The sequence below is a fragment of the Aquisalimonas sp. APHAB1-3 genome, assembly GCF_048323695.1.
GTDB lineage: Bacteria > Pseudomonadota > Gammaproteobacteria > Nitrococcales > Aquisalimonadaceae > Aquisalimonas.
Genome location: NZ_JBLWFT010000001.1, coordinates 498,123 through 522,088 on the forward strand (window position 1 = coordinate 498,123; position 23,966 = coordinate 522,088).

Below are 23,966 nucleotides of genomic sequence, written 5' to 3' on the forward strand. Positions count from 1 at the left end.
GGACGCACCGTAGCAGTGGCCGGTTATACGGAAAAGGAATATTTGGCTATAAATTAAGGCGGTGCGGTTATTTGAGGGCGTTACGGATTACCAGCGGTATTTGTCCCAGAGCTCGGGATTGGCCCAGTAACGGGGGTTGAGCCAGTCGGGCGTGGTCTTGTAAGAGGCGACGTCGAATCCGTAGAGGACGCCGTCAGCCGGGTCCATCTCCGCGAGTCGGGTAAAACCGAAGGCGGTCATGTCATTGTGTCGCCAGGTGCCGCCCAGCACCACCCGGGCGAGCACGCGGCGGGCATAGACGTCGCGCAGCCGCGAAAGAAGGATTTCACCGTCTTTGCGTGGCAGCGCCTCCAACCCGCCAACCAGTACGAGATCCTGGCGTCCGAGTTCGGTCAGCAGGTCGGTCGCTGCCTCCAGCGCGAGGCCCGTCGGCGCCGGGCCGTCGGCGACATCCGGGCCGGGGTCAAGCGGCGCAGGATTGCCGATTACCAGGTAGGTTGCCGGCTGTTCCTGATGAAGCACGTTGGCCAGCATCCGTTGCGCTGCATGGTGATCTGCCATCGTCTACGGTGGCCCTGGAGTCCGCGAGTGAAAGGGGGCCGCGCTACTGCTCTTCGGGGCCGGCAAGCTGACCGGATTCCATGCGCTGCCGGATCTCCTGCGCCGAGAGTTCGCGGGTGCCGTCCTGCTTGATGCCGAACATCGCCGTATATTCGGCGAACACCTGGTTGAGTGTCTGCCGGTACAGCTGGATCTCCTCCAGCATGTCCCGCTTATCGTAACTGGGAGTCGGTGTGGAATCACCATCCGATACCTCTTCGCCGGCATCGGAGGCGCTGTCGGCGCCAGGTGTGGCGATCGCCGACGCCTTGGTATCGGGCTCCACCGCCGGCTCCATCTCCGTGTACGGGCGGATGACGTCCTGCAGGTACTGGTGAACCCGCTCGGCGGACTGGGGGTCCCGGTTCAGATAGAGGTCGAGAAAGCGCGAGTAGAACTGCTTCTCCGCCTCCAGCAGTCGGTTGACCTGCGCTTCCAGCTCCTCACCGGCGTAGCCGTAGCGCTCTTCCAGAAGATGCCGCAGCCGCTTGTCGCGGGTTCTTTCCGTGCTGCGGACGCTCTGGGCCAGGTTCTCTGCGGCGCGCTTATCCCGCGCGCGACGCCTGCCACCCATGAACATGGTGAGGAGCAGGATGAGTCCAACGATAAGGACGAGTTCACCCAGAATGATCACCAGAAGTAGTTCGCTGCCACTCATGCCTTCTCCGATGCAGTTTCTGAAGTTCCGGTGCCTTCATCCGGGCCGCCCAGGTGAGGTGGCTGCCGGCGGCGCCCCTGGAGGATGTAGAAGACCAGCCCGATGATGCCGAAGAGAATGACGTTCAGCGTAAACAGCAGGCCGCCGAGCAGGCCCCAGTGCGGGTCCGCCCCGCGCGCATCCTCGCCGAGTCCGTCGCTGTCGAATGTCTTGACCGTGGCGCGGAAATCTCGCCCGTCGACCATTTCGCCAACCGCCTCCACCGTGATCTGGAAATCCAGGTAGGGGTCGAGGCTGTCCAGAGCGATCCGCCATTCGCCGTCGTCGTCGGGCTCAGCGTATCGCACGACTTTCGCGTCGCGATCATCCGCCTCAACGGTGATCTCGACCTCCAGCGCATCGGTGTCCACGGCGTCGGATACCGGGCTGATACGCAGTTTCCGCTCCAGATCAGGGTCATCGGACAGTTCGCTGCGGCTCATGATCAGTGGCGTGTCCACCACGTCCACTTGCTGCCGGACTTCCCGCGCGAACGTCTCGGACGAAGCCGTCAGCGTAAAATGCTGCGTACCCGGCTCCGGGGAGTGGGCGCGGCGGTGCAGCGCGGCACCATCAACGCGCGGCAGATCCAGGGTGCCTGCATCGCCTGCCTCAACCTGGAAGCCGGTTACCCCCAGAAAATCATCGTCGTTGATGGGCGCATCGCCCTCGGTGAGATGGCCGGCAAGATCCAGTGGTTCGCCGGCGATGGTGTAGGGGGGCAGGGGCTCCATGTGCAGCTGCAGATCGGTGACGATCATCACCCGGTTGTCCGGGTCTTCCGCCCCCAGTAGCCCCCACTCGCCACTCGGGGGAGCGTCCATGGTAATCAGGTCATGGTGGGCTTCCGAGCGCCATCGCAGCCCATCACCATCGGCCATGGTGGCCTCCAGTGTGTCGCCGTCCGGCATTTGCAGCTCTACCGGGTCGCCCTCCGTTTCCCGGAACGCGAGTACCGTCATCTCGGAGACGGAATCGTCGATCATGAACGTATTGTCGGCCAGCGGCACCGAATCACGGGGAGCGACCTGTTCGAACAGGCGGAGAAAGACCCGCTCCAGTCGATCCGCGTCCTCCGTTACCGCCATCCGGCCGCCAGTGCCCTCCGCGAGCAGCTCCAGCAGTTCGTGGTCGATCTCGTCGGACAGGCCGATGGTGTGAACAGTGATGTCCCGGTCGTTCAGCGCCGGCATCAGCTCATCAATGATGCGGCGGCGTTCGGCGGCATCCTCGTCGTCGTCGATGGAGACATTCACGTGGCCGTCCGTGAACAACACGATGTGCCGCGACTGGTCGTCGGCCGCAGGGCTTTCCATCCACGTGTCCGCGGCTGCCTCCAGAGCCGCGCCGATGTCGGTTGCCTGGCCGCGGGAGTGAATCAAGTCGGCCGCGGCAAGACCGTTCTCACGCCACGTGTCATCAACCGACGAGACGGGCAGCATGACGTCGACATCATGTGCGAACGCCCAGACCCCGGCGTCAGTGCCGTCCGGAAGCAGCTCCGCTGCGAGTCGCATGGCCGGCCGGCGGAGATCGTGGGGGTCGGTGCGTTGCATGCTCGCCGAGACGTCCATCAGCAAACGGACCTGCGGAGCCTGGTCGGCGAGTGCGGGGGCCCAGGGCATGGGCAGGAGCATCAGGGCAATGATGATGAATGACAGCCGGTACAAGATTCGTCTCTCCGGTGCAGGCGCATGGATTGCTCGAACAGGGGTATCGGCGGCGCAGCCCGGGGCTTGAGAGGTGCATGGCGGGCTCGGTTGCCCGGCGTTCGATTCTGACCGAAAATCCATGCGATGTGCGCGGCTGCCTGGCAGTCGGGCAGAATCCGACACGGCGCCGCTGGCGCCCCGACAGGATCGTGATATGAGTTACCGGTTGCTGCGCCGTCTACTGTTCCAACTCGATGCCGAACGCGCCCATTCCGTGGCTCTCTCCGGTGTGCGGGCCACACACGCGCTGGGGTTGAACCGATTGATTGCCGGCGTGGTGCCGACCCTTGAGCAGCGGGTGTTCGGGCTGCAGTTCAGCAATCCGGTTGGCCTGGCTGCAGGTCTCGACAAGAACGGCGATGCCATCAATGCGCTCGGTTCCCTGGGGTTCGGGTTCATTGAGGTGGGTACGGTCACGCCTCGCCCGCAGGAAGGTAATCCCAGGCCCCGTCTATTCCGGCTGCCGGAAGAACGCGCCCTGATCAACCGGCTTGGTTTCAACAACAAGGGTGTCGATTATCTGGTCGGTCGACTGCGCCGTTCCACCTACAAGGGCGTGCTTGGCGTCAACATCGGCAAGAACCGGGATACCCCCGTGGAGCAGGCGCTTGATGATTACCTGGCCTGCATGACCCGCGTGTACCCACATGCCGATTACATCACCATCAACGTATCGTCGCCCAACACCCCCGGTCTGCGCGACCTCCAGCACGGCAGTTTGCTGGACGATCTGCTGGGCGGCCTGAAGGCCGAGCAGCTTCGGCTCAGCGTGGCGTGGGATCGTTACGTCCCGCTGGTGGTCAAGATCTCACCGGACATGGCCGATGAACAGTTGCTGGCCATGGCGGACGCGCTGGTGCGCCATCGCCTGGATGGTGTGGCCGCCACCAATACGACTCTGGAACGGCCCGGGGCAACGGCGAGTCACCGGCATGGTGATGAAGCCGGAGGGTTGAGTGGGCGACCGCTGATGGAGCGCTCCACAGACGTGGTCCGGCTGCTCAGCGATCACCTCCGGGGGCAGTTACCGATCATCGGGGTGGGGGGTGTGGCCTCCGGTGCTGACGCGCTGCGTAAACTCCATGCCGGTGCAAGCCTGGTGCAGTTGTACACCGGCCTGATCTATCAGGGCCCCGGTATGGTTGCCGAGACGATTCGGCGGATTCATGCCGCGGAGACAAGCATCTCACCTGTGGTGAGTGACGCGTACTGAAGGGCCGGTTTGCCCTCGGCGGGCTGAATGGAGACAATACCGGTTCCGCGGAGAGGTGGCTGAGCGGCCGAAAGCGGCGGTCTTGAAAACCGTTGACCCGCAAGGGTCCGTGGGTTCGAATCCCACCCTCTCCGCCATTTTCAGTTAAGCGGTGCCGAAGGCACGGCTGATTCCCCCCCTGTCTGTCTTGCTGCGCTGTCTGTGCGGTGGCGCACAGACGTACGTGCTCACCGACGCACATTCTCGGGAAGTGTGAACTGGTTGGCGAAAACGATTTGGATCCGGACGGTCACATCGTCCCGGTTTTCGCCGGCAAACGGAGAGTGCACATTGGCTGCAGTACCGAGAGAGGGGGTAGCCCATGGATGCTAAGGAGCCAAAGGAGTCGGATCTCGAGAATGGCCGGCCAAATCCGGCTGAAACCGAAAAGGTTGATCGCCGCAGGCGACGACTGACCCAGGGGCTCGTCGGTGGCGTACCGGTGGTCATGACCCTGGCTCACCGACCTGTCTGGGCAAATGTCAATTGCACGGCGTCCTCGGTCGCCTCCGCCAATTCCTCCCTGAATCCCGGCTGGGAAACCTGCGCACTGGGTTGTTCCGCCGCGTTCTGGCGAGGTGATGGGAGCGTCCGGCGGGTGGGGGACGTGGAATGGAACCAGGCGTGGCAGGAGACGGGCGTGAGCCCAAGCGCCAGTTTTGCCCGCGTTTTCCGCCTCGATGAGATCCTGGGCCCGGACGAGCTGTCGCGGTGGGCAGCCGTATCCATGGCTGATGCAGTCTCCGGCAACGTCGGCCTGGGCATGATGGACCTGAGTACAGAGTCGGCCATGCAGGAGTGCGTGTACCAGACTGCGGCGGCTTACCTGAATGCGTCACATCCGGTTATTGCATCCGGCTACAGCGTGAATGGTTCGATGGTACATCGCGACGATATCGTCGACGCGTTTCACCGTGCATACGGGGCCTATCTTGGCGCGGCGGAAGGGTCCGGTGGTTCCCGTCATGGGCAGCAGTCAGACGGCGGTGGCAGCGGCGTGATCACCGGTCAGTCGCGAATCAGCTCGCTGCAGGGCATGTCAGCATTCGCCGATCAACAGGGCGACCTCGGCGAGTTGCAGTCGCTCAGCGCTGAGCTGGCGGAGGCCAACAACCAGGTGTGCGTGCTCGACGCCAGAAACTACGAAGGCGACACGCGGATTTAGCCGCGGACAGTCATACGAGGGCGGCCCTTGAACTACCGCGTCGTGCCGGAGGCCCTCGTGACCGCCTGGGCCGGAGACCGGCTCCTGGTATTTCTCCGTGACGAGGAAAGTACTCACCTGCTCTCGCCAGAAGCCGGTGTGGCGCTGAGCGTGCTTGTAGAGCGTGCCGGCGTGCCGCTCGGCGTGCATGACGTCGCAGGTGCCTGGCCGGACGGTCACTTGCCGCCGGGCGAGCGCGAGCTGCTGCAGGTGCTGACGGGGCTCTCGCAGGCGGGGATCATCGAACAATGTCCACGCCATTGACTGTCTCCACGCTGTCAATCGGTGCCTTGAGGCGCGTGCTCCGCGGCCCGGGGCTGGGCGTGCGGGCCGGGACTCTGGGGCTGCGTGTGTTCTCGTCCCTGAGCGCCGTGGCGCGGGGCATTCACACGCTCTACTCCGACTATCCGCTGCTGGAGCCGGACGCGTTCGCGGACTTCCGCGTCCGCGTGGATGGACCGCCTGGGCCACGGCGCTGGCTGCGCCCCCAGGCGCAGTTTTACCTTGGCCGCACCGCCCCATTTCAGCCGCTGCCGCGTCACCATGCCATGGCAATGCTGGAGTGGGGGGTGAACTGGTGTGTGTCGTCGCATCTCCATCGCTATCTGGTACTGCATGCCGCCGCCGCCGAGCGGGATGGCCGTACGTACCTTTTCCCGGGCGCGTCGGGCAGCGGCAAAAGTACGCTGGTGGCCGCCCTCATGTTTTCGGGGTGGCGCCTGCTGACAGACGAGCTGGTGCTCCTGGACTTGGATACCGAGACCGTGAAGCCGTTTCCGCGACCCCTGGGCCTCAAGAATGCCGCCATTCACGTCATCCGGCGCGATTTCCCCCCGGCGACCCTGGGAGAGGTGGTGAACGACACGTCCAAGGGCCAGGTTGCCCATCTTCGGCCCAACGCGCGCAGCGTGCAGCAGGCGGATCTGCCGGGGCACATTGCAGGCGTGGTTTTTCCGCATTATCGCGCCGGCGCCCGGGCCGAGCTGGAAGAGGCACACCCCGCTGATACCTTCCTGGCGCTCGTGAATCAGAGCTTCAACTATCAGGTGCTGGGCGAGTGTGCGTTTCGGCTACTTTCCTCGGTCGTGCGGCGCGTGCCGGCCTATCATGTTCATTACGGTACGCTGGATGAAGGTCATGGGCTGATTCGGAAGATCGATGCGCAGACGTCCCCGCCCTTATAACGCTGGCGCAAGTCTCGTGGCGCTCGTGCGGTCACCCGCGACTGTGCGCGCGATGCCACTGACTGACTGGGAGCACGTGATCGCCGCAGGGCGGGAGTCGGGATTGCTGGGGCGTTTGTACTGGACGCTGTGGCGGGCGGGTGAACTTGGGGCGGTGCCTGCAGCGCCGGCGGCCCATCTGCACTCGGCCTGGCTGGCGGCGGAGGCGCAGCGGCGCGCGGTAATCCGTGAGGTGGACTACCTCGTTGACGTACTTGCGAGTGTGGCACCACGGGTCGTACTGCTGAAGGGCGCAGCATACGCCCTGGCCGGGCTGCCGCCCGCCTGCGGACGCCAGTTCTCGGATATTGATCTCCTCGTGCCCCGCGCCGCGCTGGACGCCGTGGAGAGGCGCCTGAACCGCGCCGGGTGGCTTGGGACCCATCACGGTGTCTACGACCAGCGCTACTACCGGGAGTGGATGCACGAGCTCCCGCCATTACGCCACCCCCAGCGCGGCTCGACGCTGGACGTCCATCACACGATCCTGCCGGAGACCGCACGGTTCAGGCCGGACGCGGACGCGCTGGTCTCGGCGTCGCGTAGTGTACCCGGTCATCCAGGACTGGCGGTTCTCGCGCCGGAGGATATGGTCATCCACAGCGCGACCCATCTGTTCGTGGATGGCGAGATTCCCAACGGCTTGCGCGACCTCCTGGATCTGGATGCGCTATTGCGCCATTTCGGTGGTGACGCGGCGTTCTGGGAGGCGCTCCCGGGGCGTGCGCGCGAACTGGAACTTGGTGCACCGCTGTGGCTTGCCCTGCGTTACTGTCAGCGGATGCTGGGCACACCCATTCCCCGGGGCTGTGGCGATGGGTTGGTGGCCGACGCGCCGTCAACGGCGGGGCTGGCAATGCTGGATGCCTGTTACGGCCGGCTGCTGGTGCCGCAGGTGCCCGAGGCGCGTGGCGGCATCGGCAGGAATTCTGCCGCCATGGCGATTTTCCTGCGCGGTCACTGGCTGCGAATGCCGCTGCCACTTTTGGCGCGCCATGCGTTCCGGAAGGGCGTGGTCGTTCCCCTCTTCGGCGATGGGGCCTCGTCGCGGCCCTGAGGCCTCTAAAAACGCAGCTGGTAACCACCGGCGGCGGCCCAGGCGGGCGCGGCGTCAGCCACGTGGCCTGGTTCCAGCTGATACATCACGTTCAGGCGCAGCGCGCTGTGATGGCGGGGGAGGGGGCGATCCATGAACAGCTCGAAGTTCTGTTCCCGGCCACTGGGGTCGGCGCGCACCGTGTGTTCCGCGAAGCGCACGCCGCCGTTGCCGTCGAAGCCGTGGGGGATGGCCAGATCCACGTTGCCGGAGCGCACCCGCAGGGGCTCACTGTAGACGAATCCCCAGCGGGTGTCGGTGCGGTCCTGCCAGATTGCACCCAGTGCGGTAGAGCGTGTCTGCAGGCGGTCGAAACCGCTGATCAGCCCGTTGGTGTCGTCCACGTCGGTCCAGCCATGTTCGTAGCGGGAGAAGAGTGTCAGTGGCTCCGCGGCCCGCCACTGGATCGTTGCACCGGTGGCCGTGGTGGTCGAGCCCGTGCCCGGTTGCAGCGCGGCGCTTCCATACCCTCCGAGCAGCCCTTCGGACTGGTTCTGCTGGGCGACGTCGACTCCGATCAGCACATCCGTGACGGGGCGGATCGCTGCCATGAGTTCCGCCCGGTGTACGCGGGGGTTGTCGTCGATGTGGCGGTAGGGGGTGTCGCCGTCGTGTCCGGTCCAGACCTGGCTGCCCAGCGTCAGTTTCGGGTTCGGGGCCCAGGCGAGAGAAGCGCCTGTCGCCTCGCGCCAGCTTGCCATGTGCGCCGCGCCCGGCGCGCCACCCATGAGGCGCACACCGTCCAGCTCCGGCAGCGCCGAATAGGCCGTGGCGAGATACGGGTCGGCGTGGCTCTGCAGCGAGACCGTCCACGGGCCGGTGTCCATCCACACGCTCATGGAGTCGTAGCCGCGCTGGTAGCTGTCTGGCGAAAACCCCGACGACTGCCCGGTGGTGATCTGGTAACCGCCGTAGGGCGTCTCCTCGCCATGGCGCCAGCCCATGTTCGCGAGCCGGTCCATGTGCCGGTCGAGGGCCCACGACTCGTGGCTGCGCACGCGGCCGCGCAGATCCAGCAGGAACGGCCAGTCACCGGAGTCGACCGCCAGCACTCGGGCGAGCGCCGGCTCGTCGCTCAGTGCGTCCCCGAACGCGGCGCCGAGCTGTGTCTGCGACGCGGGCAGGGAATGGTGCTGCATGCCGGCGGCAGTGGTGGTGCCTTGCACCTCCGTCAGCGCAGCGCGGACGTCGAGGAGGCCACGCCCGTGGGTGGCAGGGTCGTACCTTGAAAACGACCGGTCCGCGGTTTCCAGCAACCGGTTAGTTACCTTTTCAGGTGAAGCTTCTACTCCGGTCACTTTCTCGTGATAACTGTTCAGTACCGCTGCCGAACCGGCCACCAGTCCCATGGCGGCGAACGAGCCGGAGTATCGGGCGCTGTCACTGCCATTGCCCAACGCTCCCGGCACGGCGACCCCCGGGGCGACAAGAAAGCGGTCGCGTGCAGCAGCCGTGGGCGGCACGTCGGCGTTGGACGGTCGGCGGTTGTTGCGGGCCACATCGCCGACGATCAGCAGGTTCTTGAGAGTGGTCTCGTCGAAGTGACGGGTCGCATCAACGCTGTTGCCGCGGAGTTCATCCCGACTGGGGACAGGGACGACCGCGATCCTCTTGGCGTCACGAATCGCGCGACCAAGATCCCCGGCTTCGTCTGTATCCGTAACAACGGTGTGGATGGCGAGGATGTCTGCATGGTGTTCTGTCGCATGCTTGATGCCGTCAAGCATGTCTTCCGGCTTGATGGTGAGATCGAAGGCGCCGCCCCGCTGGTCGTAGCCATCCGGTTGGACCACGCCGACGCCAAGGATGTCAGCGTCGCGGGCCACTCCGAATTGTCGGCCCGCCGCGAGGCTTGCCACGGCGTTGGCCGGATTGACCGCATCCTCTTCTGCTATGCCGGCCAGGAAAGCGCCACCGTCTTCATAAAGGTATCGCGACTCTTCGTGCACGCGGGAGCGTGAGCCGTTCCCCGACTTGAACTCCCGGTGATCTCTCCCAAGGTCGGTACTCAGAACGGCGATGGTCTGGCCCTCGCCGTAGTTACCGGGCTCTACCACCGTCTCGTCGTGCAGCCGGGATCGAGGGACCACGTTGATGTGCCGCAAATGCCCATCGTCACCTTCGAATCCGGGCAGGGAGCGGGACCCGCCACCACTGGAGGAGCACGCGGCGAGGGCGAGAGTCGCGAGGGCAAGGGGCAGGGCGAAGCGCAGCGAGCAGGGCGTTGTCATGGGCACATGCCTTCCGCAACTGGCGGTCCGCCGGGAACCTGCACGGCCGGACGGGCCGGGCTATCAACAGCGTTACATCCCCGGGGCCTGGCACCGCCGCTTGTTGTACTCGCGCAGTTCCATGCCCGTAGTCTCGAATTTGAGCAAGGACGTGCGAACCGTCTGTGCGCTAGCGCACCAACAGCAGGTGTCGCCAGAGTGCGCCGTTTGCCAGGCGGTCGGAGGAGGGCTGACAATAACCAGTCATAATAGCGCCGGTGCGCGGTGAGTGCGGAACTGCATCACCGTTCAGAGGTGTCAGGGGCGGTACGCTGTGGGTTGAGGACGATGGCCATCATCAAGGATTACATGACTGACTCGCAACGCTTCTGCACGGCGATCTCCACCTGTCTGCGCGATATCGACGACATCCATCGGCCAGGATTCCCGGTGGATACCTCGGGTCTGCGGGACGCGGCCGTGCTGGTGCCGCTGGTGGAGCGCCGCGGCGGGTTGCAGGTCATTCTCACGCGGCGCAGCGAGGCGTTGACCAAGCATGCCGGTCAGATCAGCTTCCCCGGCGGCCGTGTCGACCCCGGTGACGCCACGCCCGTGGCCGCGGCGCTGCGGGAGTGCCACGAAGAGATCGGACTGCTGTCCAGCGGCGTCCATGTGCTCGGCAGGCTGCCGCGTTATCCCACGATCAGCGGCTTCATGATCCATCCGTTCGTCGGGCACGTGCACAACCCCGGCCGGCTGCGTGCAGAGCCGAGTGAGGTTGCGGAGATCTTCGAGGTGCCGCTGGCGTTCTTTCTCGATCCGGCCAACCACCAGCCCCATCACGTGGAGGTGGACGGCGAAACCTACCGGCTGCATGCCATGCCCTATGGCGACTACTACATCTGGGGAGCCACCGCTGCGATTCTGCGCGAGCTCTACCAGCGTCTGCACGCCGGTGCGCCCGACGTGTTTGCGGATACCATGGCGCCGGTCACGCAGCAGGTCAGGTAGCCGCGACGATCCGGTTACGGATCACTCCGACGCCCTGGACGCCGCACTCCACGATGTCTCCGGGCTGCAGGTAGCGTGGAGGGTCCTGGGCAAAGCCCACGCCGCTGGGCGTGCCGGTGGCGATGATGTCACCGGGCTCCAGGGTCATCACGCGGGAGAGGATGGCGATGGCCTCCGGGATCCGGAACAGCTGATCGGCCGTTGTGCCCTCCTGTTGCCGTTCGTCGTTGACGTCGCACCACAGTGCAAGGGCATGCGGATCCGTGATCTCGTCCGTGATGACCGGGCCCATGGGACAGCTGCCGTCCAGGCTCTTGCCCAGGAAGAACTGCTTGTGGCGGAACTGCAGATCCCGCGCCGAGAGGTCGTTGACCACGGTGTAACCGAAGACGTGCTCCAGAGCCTGTTCCTCGGGGATGTTGCGCCCGCCAGCGCCGATGACCACGCCCAGCTCAACCTCCCAGTCGAGCTGTGTGGTCAGTGAGTTGTCCAGGGGGATGTCCGTGTACGGGCCGGTGACACTGCTGGTGGCCTTGGTGAAGACCACCGGGTGATCCGCCCGCTGGAGTTCCTGCCCCTTGGCACGCTGGGATTCCGCCGCGTGGTCGGCGTAATTCAGGCCGAGGCACATTACGTTACGCGGCGGGCGGGGAAGTGGTGCGATGAGCTGAACGTCCTCCTTGCGCCAGACTTCGCCGAGACCGGCCTGTAGCTGATCGGTTTGCCGCTGACGGGCGGCCGCATCGCCGCGAATGAACGCGAGAAGGTTGACTGACCAGTCTTGATTCCGTGGCGCCAGGAGAACGGAATCACCACTGAAAATGCCCCAGCGCTCGGAAATACCGTCATGAACTGATACATACTGCATAGGGACTATGCTCCCGGGTTGTGCTCTGGCTTTCGTCACGGAGTATACTGGACGCTGGATTTGCTGTGGGTTGCCGCAGCCAAACGTATGAAATGTCATGGAGAAATGCATGCTCTCTGACCGCGCCCCGAGTCACTGGCTGGTCGCGTTGATTTTCTGCTCGTTTCTGGGCGGTCCCGCCGTCTCCGCCGATGACACGCTAGAAGGTGACTCCGTGGACGAGAGGGATGCCGGGCGTGAAGAGGAAGACGCCGAGCGGATCTCCAACGACAGGAATGTCTACGAGCTGCCGGATGCCGATGTTGACGTGGTCGGTGAGGTGCGGACCGTTATGGCCCGGCAGGAGGACACGCTGCTCAGCATCGCTCGGCAGCATGGTGTTGGCTACCAGGAGATTCGCCGCGCGAACCCCGGCGTGGACATCTGGCTGCCGGGCGAGGGCACGCCGGTGACGATACCCACGCGATTCGTGCTGCCGCCCGGTCCGCGTGAAGGAATCGTGGTCAATCTGCCGGAAATGCGCATGTACTACTATCCGGAGCCCGATGCCGACGGCAAGCGGGTGGTGGAGACCTATCCCATCAGCATCGGGCGCATGGACTGGTCAACACCCATCGGCGAGACGGAAGTGACCCTGCGCCTGGAAGATCCCGCCTGGTTCCCGCCCGACTCCGTTCGTGAACGCGCGGAGTCGGAAGGGCGGGCATTACCCCGGCGCGTCGATCCGGGGCCGGACAACCCGCTCGGGCGTTATGCCATCGGGCTGGATGTTCCGGGCTATTTCATCCACGGCACCAATCGGCCGGCCGGTGTCGGCATGCGCGCGACGCACGGCTGTATCCGCATGTTTCCCGAAGACATCGAATCCATCGTCTATCGCATCGGTCGCGGCACCAATGTTCGTATCCTGAACCAGCCTTTCAAGGCCGGCTGGTCCGAGGAAGGCGATCTGTATCTGCAGGCCTACCCTGGACTGGATGAAGATGAGGACGAGCTGGCGCAGAAGGGTGTAACGCCGGTGGTGGAAGTCGTCGCAGAACGGCTCCGGGAACGTGCCGCTCGGGTGGATTACCCGCGCCTCAAGGAAGTGGCCGCGGAAGCCAGCGGGCGCCCGAAATCGATCACCCGTGAGCCGGTCAGGGAAGATCTGGCGCAAGCGGACTAGCGGGCCGGGCGCTGTACGGAACCCTCCCGACCGGAACGATGCACATAAAAAAACCCCGCCATTGGCGGGGTTTTCGGGGAAGACGTGCCAGTTACTTCTGCATGGACTCTTCGAACATACGGTCGATCTTCTCGTCGAGCTCTTCGATCCGCTCTTCGTTACGGTTGGCCTTGTACTCGGCAGCCTTGGCAGTGCCTTCGGCTTCCAGAGCAGTCTCGCGAGCCTCGTTAGCCACGTCCAGCGCTTCGCTGGCCTGGGCCTGGGCATCTTCGACCATCTGGCGGGTCTCGGCGTCGTCACCCTGGGCGGCGCAACCGACGAGCACGCCCATGGAGAGGCCAAGCGCGGAGAGCTTCAGCAGAGATTTAAGGCTGTGCGACATCTTTTAACTCCTTTCGCGTTGTTGTCTTGCCGAACAGCTTGAACGGCAATCGCTGGTCATTCTAGAGCCATTGCGACGTTAAATAAACAAACGGCGCTATGGCCGGATCACTATCTGACACACTACGTACAACCAAAATAGAGGGTGAAACCATAACGCTACCCTCAGAAGTAATCCTAACAGTGGTGTATAGACCATGCGCGGTGTTGCGTATCGGCGACATGCCCATGATTCCGCTGTCGCTGGTCGTCAACGGTCGTAGGAGGAGAGCAGTGCGGTGATGTCTTCTTCAGCGGTAATGACGACGCGGGTACCCACATCCACGAACCCGGCCAGTTCGTCCATTTCGTCGTTCGTGACGGCCACGCACCCTTGGGTCCAGTTGGCGCGGTTATGTAGATTACGATCGCCATCGCCGATGCCGTGTATGCCGATGTGCCCGCCCACTGACGTGCGCTGAGGAGGTAATCTGCGGTCACGCACGGCGTCGATGACCGAGAAATACTCTTCCTGTTCCATCAAACCCTGATTGTAGGCCATCCGGGCGTGACTGAAATGGGGGAAATCCAGCCCGAAGAAGAGGTGGAAATCGCTATCCTCGTTGATCCAGGCCACACGGAACTCACCCAGTGGCGTGGTGCGGTCGCCACGCTGGCGCAGTTCCGACACGCCGCCGCGGCCAATGGCAATACGCGGGAGGTGGAGGACTTCGTATCCGTCTTCGAACACCCGGATCTCCTGGCGCTGGGTGTCCACCAGAACCCAGGCGTCGCTGGCGCTGACAGTGGCCGAAGTGAAAATGAGAAGCAGAGCAGTGAGCAGCCGGGTCATTGATCCAGGTACCTAGTCGAGTGCCAGTACGTCATCCGCGGAGAACGGCCAGTCGAGTTCGCGCCCGTCGCGACGCTGTCGTAGAACCGGAATCCGTTCGCCGTATTGAGCCATCAGGGCTTCATCATGGGCAATGTCGATCTCTTCGACCGTGACGCCGTCCACAGGTAATACGTCGAACAACAGCCTGGCGGCATCCTCACACAGATGGCAGCCAAGCGTGCCGTAGAGCACGAAGGGCGGACGGTGGCTCTGTTGCTGATGTTCGTCTACCATGCGATTCCTGATTTCGAGGTACATGCCCGAGGTGGGGCGCTCTAACCATAGCAGCGACCGGCCCCTGGCGGGAATACGGATCCATGGCCATGTCGACCCAGCCAGCAGACCAGACGCAGGCGCCGGCCGCACTTGATCGGCGACTCAGTGTCGCGCCGATGATGGACTGTACCGACCGTTACGCACGGTACCTGCTGCGGCTCGTGACCCGGCGGACGCTGCTCTACACCGAAATGGTGCCGGCCGCCGCCATCGTGCACGGCCGCGTCGACCTGTTCCTGGCGTTCGACCCGCGCGAGCATCCCGTGGCGATCCAGTTCGGCGGCTCTGAGCCCCGGGAGCTGGCCGAGTGTGCGCGCTGGGCACACCGTTACGGTTACGACGAAGTGAACCTGAACGTCGGTTGCCCCAGTGACCGGGTGCAGTCGGGGCGCTTCGGCGCCTGCCTGATGGCCGAGCAGGATCGGGTCGGCGGCTGCGTGGCGGCCATGGCCGACGCCTCCCCCTTGCCGGTGACCGTGAAAACCCGCATCGGCATCGACCACATGGATTCCTGGGCGTTCCTGCGCGATTTTGTCGGGGCCGTGGCCGAGCGCGGTTGCCGCAGTTTTGCCATTCATGCCCGCAAGGCGTGGCTGCAGGGGTTGAGCCCGAAACAGAACCGCGAGATCCCGGCGCTGGACTACGACCGTGTGTATCGGTTGAAGGCGGCTTTTCCCGAGCTCGAGATCGCCATCAACGGTGGCGTGACCACACTGGATGCCGCCTGCGAGCATCTGCAGCGGGTGGATGGCGTCATGATCGGTCGTGAGGCCTACCACAACCCGTACATGCTGGCCGAGGCGGATCGGCGGGTGTTCGGCGATGCCCTGGCGCCCCGGTCACGCCGGGACGTGCTTGACGCCTATCTGCCGTTCGTGGAGGAGCAGATGCGCCAAGGCGCTCCGCTCAACGCCATGAGCCGCCACGTGCTCGGGCTGTTCCAGGGGGTGCCCGGAGCGCGGGCATGGCGTCGCTACATCAGCGAGAATGCCCATCTCCCGGGCGCCGGACCGGAAGTCCTCGAGTCGGCTGCCGCCCGGGTGCAGGATGGTGGCAATCGCGTCGCGGGGTGATGGTCCGCGCTACAGACGGAAGAAGCGCCGCGCATTCGCCGTGGTGGTCTCGCTCACGACATCGACGGATTCCCCGCGATGGTGCGCGACGGCGGCCGCAATGTGCGGGAGAAACGCTGGCTCATTCCGCCCCTTTTCCGGCTTCGGGCGCAGATCCCTGGGCGCCAGGTAGGGTGCGTCGGTTTCGACCATGAGTCGCTCCGCCGGAATATCACTCACGATCTGCTGCAGCTCCCGCCCGCGGCGCTCGTCGCACAGCCAGCCGGTGATGCCGATGTGCAGGTCCATGTCCAGGTAATCCCACAGCGCCTGGCGGGTATCGGTGAAACAGTGAACAACGGCATCGACGAGGTGGTCGCGGTACTCGGCGAGAATCGCGAGCAGGCGGTCGTGGGCGTCGCGTTGATGGATGAACACCGGCAGCCCCAGTTCGGCCGCCAGTTCGAGCTGCCGCGCAAACGCTGTCTCCTGAGCGGGGCGGGGCGAGAAGTCGCGGTTGAAATCAAGTCCGGTCTCGCCGATGGCAACTACACCCGGTGAATCCGCCAGCGCACGCAGGGTGGCGCCGGTTTCCTGGTTGTAGGCCCTTGCGCCGTGAGGGTGAACGCCGGTCGTGGCGTACAGCACGCCGGGGTGGTCGCGGCTCAGCGCCTCGGCCTTCTCGCTCTCCCGGACGCTCGTGCCGGTGACGATGAGGGTCTCCACGCCCGCCTCACGGGCGCGGGCGATGACGTCGTCCCGATCGGCCTTGAAGGCGTCGCTGGTGAGGTTGACGCCGATGTCGATGAGGCTCATGAAACAGTCCCTGCGGTGAATTGCGGGCCGCGTATTATGGCGTGGAACGGCCGCACTGTCAGGCCGTGACCGTTTGGCTCCAACGCAAGACCTGTACAATGGGGTGACGCGCGGTTCACCAGGCGTGATGTTTCGACAACAACCGAGGAGATGGCATGTCGCAGCAGCCCGATTACGACACCATGGCGATGAACTGGATCGGCGACTGGGCCGGCCGCAGGGCCGCTCTGACGCCGCACCGGACGGCCATTCTGGATGCCGACAGCAACACCCGGCTGAGCTACGCGGACGTGAACGCCCGTGCCAACCGTGTCGGCGCCTGGCTGCTGGACGAGGGCGGCCTGAAGCAGGGTGACCCGATCTGCATCGTGACCCGCAACCGCGTCGAGGCACTGGATCTCTACATGGCCTGCGGCAAGATTGGCACCATTCTCGCGCCGCTCAGCTACCGGCTCCGGCCCCGTGAGCTGAATGAATTGCTGGAGCGCATCCAGCCGCGGGCACTGGTCTACGAGGACGTGTTCGACTCTCTGGTGGACGGACTCCAGTTACCTGACTCCGTCGCGACGCAGGTGCGGATCACCGACGGCGACGACAGCGGATTCCTGCCGCTGCTGGCGCACGCGGAACGGGACATGAACAGACCGCTGGCTCAGGCCGATCCGTTTCTGTATATCCATACCGGTGGCACCACGGCGACCCCCAAGGTCTGCATCGTGCCGCACCGGCAGATGCTGTGGAACGCCCTCGACATGATCGTCACCGGCGGCACGCTCATGGAGCAGCGCCAGCTGATCACGTTCCCGCTGTTCCACGTGGGCGGTTGGAACTCGTTGACGCCGGTCTTCCACGCCGGCGGTTATTCCGTACTGACACGGCAGTTCGACCCGGGGCAGGTGCTGGACGTGATCGAGGGCGAGCGGATCACCAACTTCGGCGGTGTCGAGGCGATGCTGCGCTTTATTGCCGAGCACCCGCGTTTCCCGGAGGCCGACCTGTCATCGGTCACCGGCATTACCAGTGCCGGCGCGCCCTGTTCTTCTGAGGTGATGGACCCGTTCTATGCACGCGGCATCCCGGTGGTTCAGGCCTACGGGCTGACCGAGGCCGGTCCGTCCAACTTCATGTATGGCGGCATTGACCAGGAGCTGGAGACCATCCGTGCGCACAATCGCAGCATCGGCACCAGCATGATCCACTGCGACTTCCGTATCGTCGATCAGGAGTCCGGTGTGCCGGTCCCGACCGGTGAGGTCGGGGTGCTGCACATGCGCAGCCTGCACAACTTCGGCGGCTACCTGGGTCAGCCGGACCGCACCCGCAAGGCCCTGCTCGACGACGGCTGGGTGGACAGCGGCGATCTGGCCGTTCAGGACGAAGAGGGCAACGTGCGCATCATGGGCCGGGCCGACAACATGTTCATCAGCGGCGGCGAGAACGTCTCACCGGAGGAGATCGAGACCGTCCTCCAGGAGCATCCGGCCGTCGCCCAGGTGTGCGTGGTGGCCATGCCGGATCAGCGCTGGGGCCAGGTTCCGGTGGCCGCCGTCGTCCCTGCCGATGATGCGCCGGACGGGGATCTCGAGCCGGACCTGCGGGCGCATTGCCGCGAGCATCTGGCGGCGTTCAAGGTGCCGTCCCGTTTCGCGGTGGTGGAGAGTATCCCGGTCACCGGGGCGGGCAAGATCGATCGTAACTCCTTGGGCAGACAACTGGAATCCTGACATGGCAACGCAGGCGCACGGGCGCGTTCTCATTATCGCGGGCTCGGACTCCGGCGGAGGTGCGGGTATACAGGCCGACATCAAGGCGGTGACTGCACTTGGTGGCTACGCCATGACGGCGATTACCGCCCTGACGGCCCAAAACACCGAGGGCGTGCACGACGTCCTCCCGGTTCCGGCCGCATTCCTGCGGCGACAGATCGGTGTGGTGGTGGATGATATCGGTGTGGATGCCATCAAGACCGGCATGCTGCACGACGCAGATACCATCGACTGTGTAGTCCGGTTGATGCAGGAGGCGGGCGCCGGTGTGCCGCTCGTGGTGGATCCGGTCATGGTCGCCCAGAGTGGCGCCAGCCTGCTCGACCCCGGCGCGGTGGGTGCCATGGTGGAGCGGCTGCTGCCCCATGCCACGCTCCTCACCCCCAATCTCCCGGAAGCGGAGGCGTTGCTCGGCAGGGCGGTCCCCGGGGAAGCCGGGATGGAGGCGGCCGCCCGTGAGTTACAGGCCATGACCGGCGGCGCGGTGCTCCTCAAGGGAGGGCACCTGCAGGGAGACGCCTTGCTGGACGTGCTCGTCGGGCCCGATGGGCGCACGCGACGGTTTCACCACGCCCGTATTCACACCCGGCACACACACGGCACGGGATGCACGCTTGCATCTGCCATTGCCACCGGCATCGCGCAGGGATTCCCGCTCGACCATGCGGTCGCCAGGGCCCGCGACTATCTGCTCGAGGCCATCCGCACGGCGCCCGGACTCGGAGCCGGCGACGGCCCGGTGAATCACTGCCACACCGTCCGCAGCAGCTGAGACCTGACAAGATTTCCGAGCAGATTAGTAGCCGCCGGATGCGTCTCCGGACGAGTCGTTGGGCTGACCGTATCGGCGCTCCACGTAGCGTTCGATGACCGCCTTGAAGTCATCCGCCACATGGTCGCCTTTGAGGGTCACCGTTTTCTCGCCGTCTTCGTAGACCGGCGCGACCGGCCGCTCACCGGTGCCCGGCAGGCTGATCCCGATATTGGCGTGCTTGCTCTCGCCGGGGCCATTCACCACACAACCCATGACCGCCAGGCTCATTTCCTCCACGCCGGGATAGTGACGTCGCCACTCCGGCATGCGTTCACGGACATACGTCTGTATCTCGCCCGCCAGCTCCTGGAAAACGGTGCTGGTGGTGCGGCCACAGCCCGGGCAGGCGGCCACCAAGGGCGTGAACGCGCGCAGCCCCATGGTCTGCAACAGCTCCTGGGCGACCTGTACCTCCGTCGTACGCGCCTCTCCGGGCTCCGGCGTCAGTGACATGCGAATGGTGTCGCCAATGCCCTGTTGAAGGAGCACGGCCAGAGCTGCCGAGGAGGCGACGATGCCCTTCGAGCCCATTCCCGCCTCGGTCAGCCCCAGGTGCAGCGGGTATTCGCATCGCCGGGAAAGGTCCTGGTACACCCCGATCAGGTCCTGTACGCCGCTGAGCTTGCACGAGATGATGATCCGGTCGTGGCCGAGCCCAATTTCCTCCGCACGTTCCGCACTTTCCAGGGCGGAGACGATCAGCGCCTCCTTCATGACATCGCGGCTGTCCAGGGGGCGGGGCGCTGCGGCATTCTCGTCCATCATGCGCGCCAGCAGGTCCTGGTCGAGACTGCCCCAGTTGACGCCGATGCGAACCGGCTTGTCGAACCGGCAGGCGGTCTCGATCATCTGCGCGTACTGGGTGTCACGGCGGGCGCCCCGGCCGACGTTGCCCGGGTTGATGCGGTACTTGGCCAGAGCCTCGGCACAGGCGGGGTGTCGCTCCAGGAGCTTGTGTCCGTTGAAGTGGAAGTCCCCCACCAGCGGGACCTCCAGCCCCATTGCCTCGAGCCGGTCGCGGATATGGGGGACGGCGGCCGCGGCTTCCTCGGTATTCACGGTGATACGGACCAGCTCGGACCCGGCGCGCGCGAGATCCGCCACCTGAATGGCCGTGCCGACCTCGTCGGCGGTATCGGTATTGGTCATCGACTGGATGACCACCGGGGCTTGACCGCCCACCACGACGTTGCCGATGGACACTGGAACCGTTGTGCGCCGCTTGGGCTGCTGATCTTCAACCATGGACTGCCGACATCAGTTGCTTGGGGAGGGACGGATTCCGGCGGACAGCCGGGGCCCTGACTGTGGTACCGTGCCCGCGGTGCGGGAGCCGGTGCGCAATTCCGTGACGCGCTCCGTATCCGGCCCTTCCGGGCCGCGTTAATCTCAGTTCGCAATGATACAGAAGATGCAGGGGTTTGCCATGGACACGACAGTGACACAGCGATGCTGTGCAGGTGTCGCTGCCATTGTGCTCGGGCTCGTGGCAACGGGTTGTACTATGGTCGGTGACGATCAACGCAGCGAGATCCTGCGCCTGAACCATGAGGCACTCGAGGCGGAGATGGAAGGTGATGATGCCGCCGCCCGCAATGCCTATCGTGCGTTGCTGGAGTTGGACCCGGAGCGCCCCCGGGCGTGGTTTCAGCTTGGCAACATTGAGGCCGGCAAGGGGGAGCTGGATCAGGCTAGTGCGGCGTATCTGGAGGCGCTGGGCCTTGACCCGGATTACCAGGAGGCGCGCTACAACCTTGGTCTGGTGTATTTTCGCAAGGGTGCGGAGACTCTGGAAGAAGCCAGGGATGCTATGCCCGAAGACAGCCACAGCCACGCGACGGATATCTATCTGAGCTGTCTGCTGGCGCGCGTGGTGCGCAACCCCGACATCGAAGTGCCGTGCCCTGATCTGCCCTGATCCGATCCGTACGTCGGCCGCACGCGCAGAGCCGCCGGACTCGGCACGTCACGGCGTGCTGAGGGCCGCCGCGCCGCAGAGCTGGTCATCGGGCATGAGGCCGCCCCGGATGAAGGCGACAGCCGCTTCCATGACGTCGTCGGGCGGCATGGTTCCTTCCCACACCGCGTAGCGCAGGCCGAGAAACGATCCCATCCCCATAAGCGCCCAGGCCTGACCGTAGGCGGAGCCGGAGCGAACCTGCCCTTCGTCCTGTGCGCGCTCCAGGCGCGCCGTGTAGACACGCGCCATCTGCTCGTAGTATTCGCGGTAGATAGACTCGTCGATGAACTGTGACTCCAGCACCACCCGGTAGAGGTTCTTCTCTTCCATGGCGAAGCGCAGGAACGCTTCCAGGCCAACCCGTTCGATTTCGACCCGGTCAGTAATGCCGTGAGTCGCCCGAGTGAGAGTATGGCGGAGCTTGCGGTTCATGAACCGCACCAGTTCGCGAAGAATCTCTTCCTTGGAATCGTAGTAGATGTAGAACGTCCCTTGGGCAACACCGGCCCGGCGCGTGATGCTGCTCACGGACGCTGAATGAAAGCCCTTCTCGCCGAACTCCGATTCCGCGGCGGAGAGGAGTTTCTGGCGTGTCTGCTCGCCTCTGGCGGTTACGGGCTTTCGGGTTGCTTTGGCCAATGCGCTGCATCCTCTGAACAGGGATCGTTCCGTCGACGACCGTCACGTGAACCAGCAGAACCGTATGGAAGCGCGATCGCGCTGTCAAACCGCTGCTGTCGGTATCGATGATACATGACTCAATCGTCAACTGGCAGGGGCTGCCGTGTAGCCCCGGCCGGACCCCGTCCGGTGGTGTGATACCTTGTAGCGCGTTGACCACGGCACGCGGGGCGACTACGTGAAAGCACTTCAGGATCTGCTGGCATTGATGGCAACGTTGCGGGACCCGGAGCGTGGCTGCCCGTGGGATCTGCAGCAGGATTTCCATTCCATCGCGCCTTACACGCTCGAGGAGGCGTACGAGGTGGCGGATGCCATCCACCGGCAGGCGCCAGACGACCTCCGCGACGAACTTGGCGACCTGCTGTTTCAGGTGGTATTTCACGCCCAGATGGCACGCGAGCAGGGCCTGTTTGATTTCGAGGCTGTGACCCGCGGTATCCACGACAAGATGGTCCGCCGGCATCCACACGTCTTCGGGGATGCTGTCAGCCGCGGCGGCAGGCCGCCTTCCTGGGAGGCCATGAAGGAGGCCGAGCGGCGTGAGCGGGGTGACGGTGCCCGGCAGTCGGCCCTGGACGGAGTTCCCGTCACGCTGCCGGGACTGACCCGCGCAGGCAAGATCACCCGGCGTGCGGCACGGGTCCATTTCGACTGGCCATCGGCAGACGGGGTGATCGCAAAGGTCCGCGAGGAGCTGGAAGAACTCGAGGAGGCCCGGGCATCCGGTTCCCGGGAGGCGGTGGAGGACGAGTTCGGTGATCTGCTGTTCGCCTGTGCGAATCTCGGTCGACACCTCGGGGTGGACCCGGAACGGGCGCTCCGCGGAGCCAATGCGAAGTTCGAGCGCCGGTTCCGGCGCATGGAGCAGCAGCTCGCGGACGAACAGGTGGATCTTGCGGGCAGCGACATGGCCACCAAGGAGGCGGCCTGGACGCGGGCGAAACAGGCGGAGAAAGGAGAGACGAACAATGGGTAACGCGCTGCGAGCGGCGGTGGGGGGAGCACTCATGCTGAGTGCGGCGACGCTGTTCGCCTTCGACGAACCTCGCGGGGAGTCCGGCTGGTATGCCGGTGCCGGCGCGCGCGTTCTAAAGCTCGACGGCTGGCAGGAAGGGTACGGTCCGTCGGTGCTGTTCGGCTGGAAACTCCCCTACCAGCATGCGGACACGCCGCGCTCGACCATCGCCCTGGAGGGCGAGTTCGCCGGGACCACCGAGAGCCTGTCACGGCGCAGCGGGGACGGGCGTGAGGAGGCTGACGTGGTGCAGGCGGGTGCCTATCTCGCGCTCAATACGTTCTTGGGCGAACGGTTCTTTCACCGTGTACGTCTGGGCGTGGTCGCCCGGGAGCTCGATCGACCCGACAGCACGCGGCTGCAGGGACGGCTTGCGTTCGGTCTCGGTGCGGGCGTTCGCCTGGGGGACAGTCTGGACCTGCTCGTGGACGCCCAGACGCAGTACTGGAGCTGGCCCGACAATCTCCTGCACGAAGCAGGCGTCACGGCCCGCTGGCACTTCTGACTGCGGAAGGCCCTGAGGCTCAGTTATCGACCCGGTCCACCCGCACGATCACGCCGAGCACCGGATGGTCAATGTAGTGCAGCTCCCCGCTGCGCATCCGGCGACCGTCCTGCAGCGTCACCACCGGCTCCATGTCCTCGATGAACACGCCGTGGAGGCGGTCCAGTGGCCCGGCCTCGCTGCGCTCCGGGTCGACCCAGCGCAGGTCAAGGTGGACGTGAAGGTAGCGCTCCCGCGCCACACGCACCCATCCGGACAGCCCTTCGGGTGGACGGGCGGGCAGGGCGGCGCGCTCGGGTTGCTCGCCGTTGTCGCCGTCGGCGTTCTCTTTCTCGTCATCTTTGCCGTTGGCGCCCGCGGGCAGTTCGTCATCACCCATGCCGGGCATTTCCGTGCCCAGGGGGAGCGCGATGGCGGCGGCCTCCTGGCGGTCCAGGCCGGGCTGGATCCAGGCGGTATGGACGAGAACGTCGTAATGACCGGACTCCCCGAGCCGCCGGGCAACGGCGGATAGCTGCCTGTCGTCGTCGGCCCGGCGGTAGACGTCTGCGCCGGGCGTGTCCACGTCGTTGCGCAGTTCCGCATACCGCTCGTGCACGGCAGGTGCAGGGCGGGTGGGCCAGCGTTCTTCGTCACCGCCCGACTGCTTGAAAATGATCATTTCCACCCGGTACTGCTCTTCGTCTTCGTCTTCATCCGCAATGGCGGGAGCGGCGAGCAGCGACCCGAGGAGGGCGAGCAGTAGCACGCGAAACAGCGGCTGGCGCGTCATGCGATGGTCTCCA

25 protein-coding genes and 1 tRNA gene are annotated in these 23,966 nt (G+C 65.0%); 14 read left to right on the top strand and 12 right to left on the bottom strand.

What is annotated here, in order from left to right:
* Positions 1–87: 87 nt before the first annotated feature.
* The 3 genes from ACNSTU_RS02260 to ACNSTU_RS02270 all read right to left on the bottom strand — a co-directional run bounded on the left by ACNSTU_RS02260 (position 88) and on the right by ACNSTU_RS02270 (position 2,967).
* Positions 88–534, bottom strand: a complete 447-nt coding sequence (locus tag ACNSTU_RS02260; RefSeq protein WP_290635914.1) for a DUF6231 family protein — start codon at positions 532–534, stop codon at positions 88–90.
* Between the two features lie 70 nt (positions 535–604).
* On the bottom strand, positions 605–1,258 hold the full coding sequence (locus tag ACNSTU_RS02265; RefSeq protein WP_290636820.1) for a hypothetical protein: 654 nt from the start codon (positions 1,256–1,258) through the stop codon (positions 605–607).
* Positions 1,255–2,967, bottom strand: coding sequence for a vWA domain-containing protein (locus ACNSTU_RS02270; protein WP_290635910.1), 1,713 nt, complete (start codon positions 2,965–2,967; stop codon positions 1,255–1,257). Before ACNSTU_RS02270 ends, ACNSTU_RS02265 begins: the two co-directional genes overlap by 4 nt.
* Before the next feature lie 196 nt (positions 2,968–3,163).
* On the opposite strand from ACNSTU_RS02270, the gene ACNSTU_RS02275 reads away from it, so the two are divergent.
* The 6 genes from ACNSTU_RS02275 to ACNSTU_RS02300 all read left to right on the top strand — a co-directional run bounded on the left by ACNSTU_RS02275 (position 3,164) and on the right by ACNSTU_RS02300 (position 7,745).
* A complete protein-coding gene (locus tag ACNSTU_RS02275; protein ID WP_290635908.1) occupies positions 3,164–4,222 on the top strand; it encodes a quinone-dependent dihydroorotate dehydrogenase in 1,059 nt (352 codons plus the stop codon).
* A 49-nt stretch (positions 4,223–4,271) separates the two neighbouring features.
* Positions 4,272–4,359: transfer RNA gene (locus tag ACNSTU_RS02280), tRNA-Ser, on the top strand.
* 542 nt (positions 4,360–4,901) lie between these two features.
* On the top strand, positions 4,902–5,426 hold the full coding sequence (locus ACNSTU_RS02285; protein WP_418212046.1) for a hypothetical protein: 525 nt from the start codon (positions 4,902–4,904) through the stop codon (positions 5,424–5,426).
* A 27-nt stretch (positions 5,427–5,453) separates the two neighbouring features.
* Positions 5,454–5,729 carry a hypothetical protein gene (locus ACNSTU_RS02290; protein ID WP_290635904.1) on the top strand — a complete coding sequence of 92 codons (276 nt, stop codon included), beginning with the start codon at positions 5,454–5,456 and terminating at the stop codon, positions 5,727–5,729.
* Positions 5,714–6,649, top strand: coding sequence for an HprK-related kinase A (locus ACNSTU_RS02295; RefSeq protein WP_290635902.1), 936 nt, complete (start codon positions 5,714–5,716; stop codon positions 6,647–6,649). Before ACNSTU_RS02290 ends, ACNSTU_RS02295 begins: the two co-directional genes overlap by 16 nt.
* A gap of 52 nt (positions 6,650–6,701) precedes the next feature.
* Positions 6,702–7,745 carry a nucleotidyltransferase family protein gene (locus ACNSTU_RS02300; RefSeq protein WP_290635900.1) on the top strand — a complete coding sequence of 348 codons (1,044 nt, stop codon included), beginning with the start codon at positions 6,702–6,704 and terminating at the stop codon, positions 7,743–7,745.
* Between the two features lie 5 nt (positions 7,746–7,750).
* Here the strand turns inward: ACNSTU_RS02300 and ACNSTU_RS02305 are convergent, their stop codons facing one another.
* Positions 7,751–10,015 carry a S8 family serine peptidase gene (locus tag ACNSTU_RS02305; protein ID WP_290636822.1) on the bottom strand — a complete coding sequence of 755 codons (2,265 nt, stop codon included), beginning with the start codon at positions 10,013–10,015 and terminating at the stop codon, positions 7,751–7,753.
* A 327-nt stretch (positions 10,016–10,342) separates the two neighbouring features.
* On the opposite strand from ACNSTU_RS02305, the gene ACNSTU_RS02310 reads away from it, so the two are divergent.
* Complete coding sequence (locus tag ACNSTU_RS02310) at positions 10,343–11,005, top strand: CoA pyrophosphatase (protein ID WP_418212047.1); 663 nt, start codon at positions 10,343–10,345, stop codon at positions 11,003–11,005.
* Here ACNSTU_RS02310 and ACNSTU_RS02315 read toward each other — a convergent pair.
* A complete protein-coding gene (locus ACNSTU_RS02315) occupies positions 10,998–11,873 on the bottom strand; it encodes a fumarylacetoacetate hydrolase family protein (protein WP_290635894.1) in 876 nt (291 codons plus the stop codon). The genes ACNSTU_RS02310 and ACNSTU_RS02315 overlap by 8 nt on opposite strands.
* A gap of 109 nt (positions 11,874–11,982) precedes the next feature.
* Here ACNSTU_RS02315 and ACNSTU_RS02320 point away from each other — a divergent pair, with 109 nt between their 5' ends.
* A complete protein-coding gene (locus ACNSTU_RS02320; protein WP_290635892.1) occupies positions 11,983–13,038 on the top strand; it encodes a L,D-transpeptidase family protein in 1,056 nt (351 codons plus the stop codon).
* A 91-nt stretch (positions 13,039–13,129) separates the two neighbouring features.
* Here the strand turns inward: ACNSTU_RS02320 and ACNSTU_RS02325 are convergent, their stop codons facing one another.
* From ACNSTU_RS02325 to ACNSTU_RS02335, 3 genes are all read right to left on the bottom strand, one after another.
* Positions 13,130–13,420 (bottom strand): Lpp/OprI family alanine-zipper lipoprotein, encoded by a 291-nt coding sequence (locus ACNSTU_RS02325; RefSeq protein ID WP_290635890.1) that lies wholly within the window; start codon positions 13,418–13,420, stop codon positions 13,130–13,132.
* A gap of 249 nt (positions 13,421–13,669) precedes the next feature.
* A complete protein-coding gene (locus ACNSTU_RS02330) occupies positions 13,670–14,251 on the bottom strand; it encodes a L,D-transpeptidase family protein (protein ID WP_290635888.1) in 582 nt (193 codons plus the stop codon).
* A 12-nt stretch (positions 14,252–14,263) separates the two neighbouring features.
* Positions 14,264–14,527: a glutaredoxin family protein gene (locus ACNSTU_RS02335; protein ID WP_290635886.1), complete on the bottom strand. Its 264-nt coding sequence runs from the start codon at positions 14,525–14,527 to the stop codon at positions 14,264–14,266.
* 158 nt (positions 14,528–14,685) lie between these two features.
* Here ACNSTU_RS02335 and dusA point away from each other — a divergent pair, with 158 nt between their 5' ends.
* Positions 14,686–15,642 (top strand): tRNA dihydrouridine(20/20a) synthase DusA, encoded by a 957-nt coding sequence (gene dusA, locus ACNSTU_RS02340; protein ID WP_418212156.1) that lies wholly within the window; start codon positions 14,686–14,688, stop codon positions 15,640–15,642.
* A 9-nt stretch (positions 15,643–15,651) separates the two neighbouring features.
* On the opposite strand, the gene ACNSTU_RS02345 is transcribed toward dusA, so the two are convergent.
* Positions 15,652–16,437 carry a TatD family hydrolase gene (locus tag ACNSTU_RS02345; protein ID WP_290635882.1) on the bottom strand — a complete coding sequence of 262 codons (786 nt, stop codon included), beginning with the start codon at positions 16,435–16,437 and terminating at the stop codon, positions 15,652–15,654.
* A 155-nt stretch (positions 16,438–16,592) separates the two neighbouring features.
* On the opposite strand from ACNSTU_RS02345, the gene ACNSTU_RS02350 reads away from it, so the two are divergent.
* Both ACNSTU_RS02350 and thiD read left to right on the top strand, forming a co-directional pair.
* On the top strand, positions 16,593–18,161 hold the full coding sequence (locus ACNSTU_RS02350) for a class I adenylate-forming enzyme family protein (protein ID WP_290636823.1): 1,569 nt from the start codon (positions 16,593–16,595) through the stop codon (positions 18,159–18,161).
* Between the two features lies 1 nt (position 18,162).
* Positions 18,163–18,975, top strand: coding sequence for a bifunctional hydroxymethylpyrimidine kinase/phosphomethylpyrimidine kinase (thiD, locus tag ACNSTU_RS02355; RefSeq protein WP_290635878.1), 813 nt, complete (start codon positions 18,163–18,165; stop codon positions 18,973–18,975).
* 24 nt (positions 18,976–18,999) lie between these two features.
* Here the strand turns inward: thiD and ispG are convergent, their stop codons facing one another.
* On the bottom strand, positions 19,000–20,262 hold the full coding sequence (gene ispG, locus ACNSTU_RS02360) for a flavodoxin-dependent (E)-4-hydroxy-3-methylbut-2-enyl-diphosphate synthase (RefSeq protein ID WP_290635876.1): 1,263 nt from the start codon (positions 20,260–20,262) through the stop codon (positions 19,000–19,002).
* A 181-nt stretch (positions 20,263–20,443) separates the two neighbouring features.
* Between ispG and ACNSTU_RS02365 the strand changes: the two genes are divergently transcribed.
* A complete protein-coding gene (locus ACNSTU_RS02365; protein ID WP_290635874.1) occupies positions 20,444–20,935 on the top strand; it encodes a tetratricopeptide repeat protein in 492 nt (163 codons plus the stop codon).
* A gap of 48 nt (positions 20,936–20,983) precedes the next feature.
* Here ACNSTU_RS02365 and ACNSTU_RS02370 read toward each other — a convergent pair whose 3' ends face one another.
* Positions 20,984–21,616, bottom strand: coding sequence for a TetR/AcrR family transcriptional regulator (locus ACNSTU_RS02370; RefSeq protein ID WP_290636824.1), 633 nt, complete (start codon positions 21,614–21,616; stop codon positions 20,984–20,986).
* Between the two features lie 220 nt (positions 21,617–21,836).
* Between ACNSTU_RS02370 and mazG the strand changes: the two genes are divergently transcribed.
* On the top strand, positions 21,837–22,637 hold the full coding sequence (gene mazG / locus ACNSTU_RS02375) for a nucleoside triphosphate pyrophosphohydrolase (RefSeq protein ID WP_290632540.1): 801 nt from the start codon (positions 21,837–21,839) through the stop codon (positions 22,635–22,637).
* Positions 22,630–23,181 (top strand): hypothetical protein, encoded by a 552-nt coding sequence (locus tag ACNSTU_RS02380; RefSeq protein ID WP_290632542.1) that lies wholly within the window; start codon positions 22,630–22,632, stop codon positions 23,179–23,181. Before mazG ends, ACNSTU_RS02380 begins: the two co-directional genes overlap by 8 nt.
* 19 nt (positions 23,182–23,200) lie before the next feature.
* Here the strand turns inward: ACNSTU_RS02380 and ACNSTU_RS02385 are convergent, their stop codons facing one another.
* Positions 23,201–23,953, bottom strand: a complete 753-nt coding sequence (locus ACNSTU_RS02385; RefSeq protein ID WP_290632544.1) for a CsiV family protein — start codon at positions 23,951–23,953, stop codon at positions 23,201–23,203.
* Positions 23,954–23,966 lie beyond the last annotated feature (13 nt).